Annotated in this window: 1 protein-coding gene; it reads right to left on the reverse strand. The window is 66.4% G+C overall.

Annotated elements, in window-relative coordinates; all coding sequences use genetic code 11:
- Window positions 1–899: DUF222 domain-containing protein (locus tag G154_RS06750; RefSeq protein ID WP_081649945.1), on the reverse strand; the 899-nt coding region annotated here is incomplete at its 3' end.
- Window positions 900–1,228 lie beyond the last annotated feature (329 nt).

Genomic DNA, 1,228 nt, shown 5'->3' on the forward strand with positions numbered 1-1,228 from the left:
GCGCGCCCGACATCCAGCGGCACCCCGGTGTGGTCGACGATCACCGAGGTCAACGTCGCATCACAACCGATCAACTCCGCGGTCGCCGCGGAGACCGGCCCACCGAAGCCCAACCGGTCCACCGTTTCCCCACCACCCACCGATGCCTCTGCGGCTACCGGTCGGATGAGGGTGACGTGCGGGAGCACCCCACCAGACATCGGACGCCTCGACTGCGACAAATAGGTGCGCAACACCTGCCCGATCGCCTCCGCCCGACGGGTGGTGATCGACCGCGGATCCGCCGAGCCATCCGGTAGCGGGACCGGCCGGCACAACGGATCCAACGCCGCACACAACTCTTCCCCAGTACCGACGTCCAGATCCAGGGTGGCCTCAAACCGGCCCTCAGCGTTCTGCACCACAGTCATCTCATTCAGCGTGGTGTCCTCGGCCACCGGCACCACCCGCTCCTGAGGCGGACAACTCGCACCACGGTCGATGGCGATCGCCCGCGCCTTCGCCGCCACCTCCGCCGGGCTGGTCTGCACCATCAACGCGCGCACCACCACCGCCCGTTCTTCGTCGGACAACGGTGCTCGAGACTCCACGTGCGCGACACCTCTGCCGACGGCATCGGCGAACTCGATACCGATCCCACCCAACCGCTGCGCCAAGACCAATGCCGGCAGCGCGGGTGCCATCCGCCCCACCCGTACCGCCCGGGCCGCCACACCCGGGGCCATCCCCAACAACCGGAGCAAATCAGCCCCGGTGCGTAGGTGCCGCCTCCCCGGCACACCGGCCCGTTCGGCCGCCGCCACCGCCGAGGCAATCACGACATCGAGCAGATTGCGCGCCGACACCGCCGACGCCAACACACCCAACAAGACCTCGTCATCGACCACGGCCGCGGACAATCCACCAACCGCCCCAAACCCGGCCCCACATCAACTTCCGGTGGCACCGGAGCGAGCTCATCGATCAGAGCGTCGACAAACGAATCGAGGTAGGTGGCGTCCATGCCGATACCCAAGCTTTCGAGGATTCTGATGGGGCAGGCAAGTTCATCGAAGACTTTGGCAACTGGCTCTGGAGGTCCATCACGGGACCGTCGAACCCCTCGGCGACAGCAGTCGCGGTGCAGGCCCCCCGTGCTGATCGGACCCTGGATACTTTCATATTCGAACTTATGTGCTACTCCTCAGGTTTTCGTGGGGAGCTTGATGTGGAGCCCGCCGAGGCACAG

The sequence above is a fragment of the Mycobacterium sp. VKM Ac-1816D genome (assembly GCF_000416385.1).
In the GTDB taxonomy this organism is placed as follows: domain Bacteria; phylum Actinomycetota; class Actinomycetes; order Mycobacteriales; family Mycobacteriaceae; genus Mycobacterium; species Mycobacterium neoaurum_A.